Source organism: Lentzea roselyniae (assembly GCF_039537795.1).
Classification (GTDB): domain Bacteria; phylum Actinomycetota; class Actinomycetes; order Mycobacteriales; family Pseudonocardiaceae; genus Lentzea; species Lentzea atacamensis.
On the sequence record NZ_BAABBE010000094.1, the window covers coordinates 1 to 4824 of the forward strand.

The window sequence follows — 4824 nt, forward strand, 5'->3', positions numbered from 1 at the left end:
CCGGCCCACCGGCAGGGGCACTGTCTTTCAGCAGGACTCAGGCGTCCAGGACAAAAGAGTGCTCACCCGCCGGCCGGCTACCACCAGGAGTGTGCCGGATGGCCACTCCCAGAACTGATTAGGACAGCATGGACGCGATGTTCACGACCTTGCCGCTGCCTCTGGCCACCATCTGACGGCCGCAGAGCTTCGAGATCTCGAACGCGGAGTCGAGGTTGACGGCCATCACCCGCTGCCAGTCGGACAGCGGGACGTCGACGGCCGGACCGCGGTGGACGGTCCCGGCGTTGTTGACCAGGACGTCCACCTCCTGGTCGCGCAGGACCGGCGCCAGCGCGGGCTCGACCGAGGCGGGGTCCGAGAGGTCCACCGATACCGTGGTGAGTGCCGGCGCCACGTCGGACAGGTCGCCGCGCCCCACGAGGATCAACGACGCGCCGGCCTCGTGGAGGCCTCTGGCGATGGCTCGGCCGATGCCGGTGCGGGCGCCGGTCACGAGGGCTGTCCTGCCTTCCAGCGAGAAGTTCACCGCAGGCCTGATTTGCATCTGGGGATGCCTTCCGATCGGGGCGGCGGAGTGACACGATGTGCACCGACCGACATGGAACAACGTTCCGTTGACTGGAACAAGCCTTTCGGATCCACGCCGCCGGAGCCGTTCAGGCTGAGGAAAGGCGGCCATTGGTGTACGAGCAAAAGACGACGTTCAGCCGCAGAGCCCTGCTCGGTGCGGCTGCCGCAAGTTCGGTGGGTGTCGGGTTGGCGCCGGCCGCGGAAGCGTCCTCGAACCGGCTGTTCCGGGAGTCCCTGGACTACGCGCTGCGGAAACTCCGCCAGGTCGCGCCGAACGTCACCTCGTTCCCCGAGGAGACCAAGTTCGAGAAGTGGATCTACGTCAACTCCGGCGGCTGGGTCGGTGGGTTCTGGCCCGGCATGCACTGGCTCGCCTTCTTGGACAGCGGTGACGAGCAGTTCAGGACGTGGGCGGTGGAGTCGGCGCTGCGGCTGTCCCCGCGGCGCACCGACACGTCGATCCACGACCTGGGCTTCCTGTTCTACCCGTCGTGGGTGACCGCGTATCGGCTCACCGGTGACGTCTCCTGGCGTGACGGTGCGGTGCAGGCCGCGTCGTCGTTGATCCAGCGGTACAACGAGAAGGGCCGCTTCATCAGGGCGTGGGGAGCGCTCGGCACGCCGAACAACGCGGGCCGGGCGATCATGGACACGATGATGAACCTCGACCTGCTGGCGTTCGCGTCCGAGCAGACCGGGGATCCGCGGTTCCTGGACATCGCGGTGGCGCACTCGCTGACCACGCGCGCCAAGTTCATCCGGCCGGACGGCTCCACGCCGCACGTCTTCGACTTCAACCCGGACACCGGCGAGGACATCGGCCCCAACACGAACCAGGGTTACAGCCCGACGTCGTGCTGGTCGCGTGGCCAGGCCTGGGGCATCTACGGCTTCACGACGATGTACCGGCGCACTCGCAGGCGTGAGTTCCTGGACTCCGCGAGGAAACTCGCCGACTTCGCGCTGGATGCCCTTACGCCGGACCACATTCCGGTGTGGGACTACCGCTCACCGTTGGCGCCCAACGACGTCAAGGACTCGTCGGCGGGCGCCATCATGGCGTGCGGCTTGATTGACCTCGCGCAGGCCTCGGGCAGGTTGTCGTACCGGCTGGCCGCGTTGCGCATCCTGGATGCCTTGTGCCGCACGTGTTTGACGACCCGTTCCGAACGGCACGAGGCGATTCTGGCGCGCGGCACCCGCAATCGGCGCATCGAGGTCGGCATCGAGGTTTCCCTGCCCTACGGCGACTACTACCTCATGGAGGCGTTGCTCAGGGTTCTGAAACCCCGGGAGCTCGCACGCGCGATCGACCTCTGACCGGCAGCGCGGCGACCAGCACCACCCCCGCGAGCAGCAGCCCCGTGCCGGTCCAGAACAGCGGGATCGACTGGTACGCGGCGTTGGTGTGGGCGAGCGGCGTCTTCTGCTGCGGAGGCGCCGCCCCGCCACCCGGTTGCTGGGTCTGCGGCGGCTGCGTGGTTCCGCAGATCACGCCACCCTGCGGCGCCGCGGCCCGCACGATCTGCTCGCCGAGCGAGATCTGCGCGAGTGCCGTCGGCAGGTTCGGCAGTTTCAGCTTGTCCGTCGGCAACAGCTGCACGTCGAGCATCCGAGCCGTGGCCCCGAGCTGGAACCCGCTGAACCCGTTGCCCGTGAAGCTCGCCTTCTTCTCGTTGAGCCCGGCGATCTGCAGCTTGATCACGACCAGGTCCAGCAACAACGGGATGTCCAGCGTCGGGTGCGCGGCGTCGAGCGTGCCGAGCTCCTTGCCGTTCTGGCTGACCCGCAGCACCGGCGCCGTGTAGGTGATCTTCGACGTCTTCTCGTCCCCGGTCGCGGTGGCCGTGAGCGTCGGCGGCGTGGCCACGTCGATCTTGATGCCACCCGCGATCTCCACGCTCACCGCGCGCATGGTCGACGTCGACTCGACCGCCTTGTTCTTACTGCCCGGCAGATCGACGAGCCGCACCTGGGAGTTCGCCTCGAACGTGTCCGGGACGCTGACGAGACTCTTCGACGGCAACGGCACTTCGGCCGGCAGCGCGCTCAGCACCTCGAGCCCGGCGAGCGACGTCCTGGCCGTCGCCAGCGGACTGATGCACGGCCCGAGCTTCTCGTCCCAACGCGCGTGCACGCTGCCGTTGAGCACCCGGAGCTTCCCGAGCGGCGTCTCGGGAATCGGCAGCCCGCCGTTCGTGGGCTGCGGGTTGTCCGGAATCGCCGTCTGCACCAGCGTTCCCGGCGACTGCGGCGACCGCCCCGCCACCGCGAAGCCGAACGGGCTGGCCTGCGTGACCACCCGCTCGGTGCTCAGGAACGCCTCGGTGTTGACCTGTGCACTGGCGAGCCCCAGCCCGAACTCGGTGACGGACTGCTTCGGCAGCTGGTCACCGAGCCCGGGAAGGATCGTGTTCGTGGGCATCCCTTGAGGCCCAAGACGCACGACACTCAATCCGGTCCCGGCATCACCAACAGCATGCGCAAGTGGTTGCGGCCCGTTCGGCGCCGACGCGGGCGGCTGGTTCGGATCGCGTGGCCCCGGCACCGGTGTGGTGGGCGGCTGCGCGAGCGCGGGCGCCGCGACGAGCGCGAGCAACAACCCTGCCAGCGGCGCGGACAACGATCGGCGCATGAACCACTCCTCGGCGGCTAGGAGGTGGTGACATCGGTCACGGTCCGTACAACGAAGCCGACCCCCGTGAGTGACGGGTCTGCAGACCCGCTATAGTTAGCGCGTCTCGCCGCCTTAGCTCAGTCGGCCAGAGCGGCTCACTCGTAATGAGCAGGTCGTCGGTTCGATTCCGACAGGCGGCTCGGTGAGATAAGACCCAGGTCAGGCTTCCTGACCTGGGTCTTTCTGTATACCCAAGCTTCGTGACGAGCTTGTGGAGCTGCACTGTCTCCAACGTCGCGGTCCAGCCCTGAGTCAAGTTTTAGCCGGACGCCAGGCTGGAATCCGAACAGCGGACTAAGCTCGTACCCGGTGGAAGACGCGGTGACCAGGTGCTTCCAGTGGGGCGCTCAAGGTGAGCTGGGTCTCAGTGGTTAACATCGCCGACCTTCGCGCGATGAACCACCAGCGGGTCCGGCGAGCCTCCACTGCCGCCCCGTGCCGTGGTGATTCGATGCGCACCACCTCACAGCTAGAAGGAGGAACGCACACCATGTCGTACATGGGCTGCGAGAACGGCGACAAGTGAGTCGCTGACCTGGGCTTTGTGCCCCGTCAAGGGGGCCTGCACGGTCTCGGGTTCGGCTTGTGCAGGCCGTTCTACCTCTGCAGTTCCAGCACCATGCCGGCCCGGCGGTTCGCCGGCAGGTTGTTGATGGCCAGCTTGATCTCGACGCGGCCCGCGTCGGTTCGCCTGGTGATCTCGAAGTCGTCCCTGAGCCGGTTGAGCGCGATCACGTCCCAGTGCACCTCGGCTCCCGGCGGCAGGATGATCGTGTAGGTCGCGCGTTCGACCGGTTGCCGGAAGTAGAACGTGAACGGGTCCGGCTTCTTGTGCACCATCAGCGGCACACATTTCTTCGGCCAGGTCCACTCCATCTTCAGGCGTATTTCACTGTCCACTTCCGCGGGTGAGTGGAAGTGGGAAACCACGTCGAGCTTGCCGTCCTCGCTCCAATGCGACGTGACCAGAAAGCTCGGACCCATGCTTCCGTCGACCATGAGGCTGCGCACTTTCGCGTTGACCTACTTCTGGACCGACTTCGGCTGGTTCCAGCCAGGGCCGAAGCGCAGCCGGAAGAACTTCGCCTCGGCGTTGCGAATGACGGCGTTGACCGTGATGAACTCCTGGGTGTCGCCATTGGCCTTGATGACCGCGACCTGCTCCCACACCTTGATTTCAAACTGGCTGGGTTGCAGCTCCATCAGCATGTACGAGTACTTGGACAGCAGGGCGCGGTACTCGCGGGATTCCGCCTCGAGCTTGGTGACGCGGGCCGTCAGGTAGACGAGGAGCAGGAGCACCAGGACGATTGCGCCGATCACGAACGCCGTGCGAATCGCGACCGGGCCGAAGAGGGTGGACAACACGGCGCCGAACGCGACGAGGCCGAGCAGTCCCTTGACGAACCCGACCGCCCCTTCGTCCTGCAGGAATTTCTCCAGCCACTGACGTGATCTCAACGAGTTTCACGTGAGTCGTCCGTGCTCGAAATGGGTGAGTACGAGTGCGGCTTTGACGATGTGGCCGATCTTGCGTGGGCTGGTGGTGAAGTGCCGCAGGGCGCGCCAACGCC

The 4824-nt window shown here is 66.4% G+C and carries 5 protein-coding genes and 1 tRNA gene; 2 read left to right on the forward strand and 4 right to left on the reverse strand.

Features of this window, described 5'->3' with window-relative positions; translation table 11 throughout:
* Nucleotides 1–118 precede the first annotated feature (118 nt).
* On the reverse strand, nt 119–547 hold the full coding sequence (locus ABFX45_RS45790; RefSeq protein WP_346137362.1) for an SDR family NAD(P)-dependent oxidoreductase: 429 nt from the start codon (nt 545–547) through the stop codon (nt 119–121).
* Between the two features lie 137 nt (nt 548–684).
* Here ABFX45_RS45790 and ABFX45_RS45795 point away from each other — a divergent pair, with 137 nt between their 5' ends.
* A complete protein-coding gene (locus tag ABFX45_RS45795; RefSeq protein WP_346137363.1) occupies nt 685–1893 on the forward strand; it encodes a glycoside hydrolase family protein in 1209 nt (402 codons plus the stop codon).
* Here the strand turns inward: ABFX45_RS45795 and ABFX45_RS45800 are convergent.
* Nucleotides 1847–3208 (reverse strand): hypothetical protein, encoded by a 1362-nt coding sequence (locus ABFX45_RS45800; RefSeq protein WP_346137364.1) that lies wholly within the window; start codon nt 3206–3208, stop codon nt 1847–1849. The two genes, ABFX45_RS45795 and ABFX45_RS45800, sit on opposite strands and share 47 nt — an antisense overlap.
* A 108-nt stretch (nt 3209–3316) precedes the next feature.
* Here ABFX45_RS45800 and ABFX45_RS45805 point away from each other — a divergent pair.
* Nucleotides 3317–3390, forward strand: a tRNA-Thr gene (locus tag ABFX45_RS45805).
* Nucleotides 3391–3847: 457 nt separating this feature from the next.
* Here the strand turns inward: ABFX45_RS45805 and ABFX45_RS45810 are convergent.
* Both ABFX45_RS45810 and ABFX45_RS45815 read right to left on the reverse strand, forming a co-directional pair.
* The gene (locus ABFX45_RS45810) at nt 3848–4249 is read right to left on the reverse strand and encodes a hypothetical protein (RefSeq protein WP_346137365.1); all 402 of its coding nucleotides are present in this window, start codon (nt 4247–4249) and stop codon (nt 3848–3850) included.
* Between the two features lie 24 nt (nt 4250–4273).
* The gene (locus ABFX45_RS45815; RefSeq protein ID WP_346137366.1) at nt 4274–4711 is read right to left on the reverse strand and encodes a hypothetical protein; all 438 of its coding nucleotides are present in this window, start codon (nt 4709–4711) and stop codon (nt 4274–4276) included.
* Between the last annotated feature and the right edge of the window lie 113 nt (nt 4712–4824).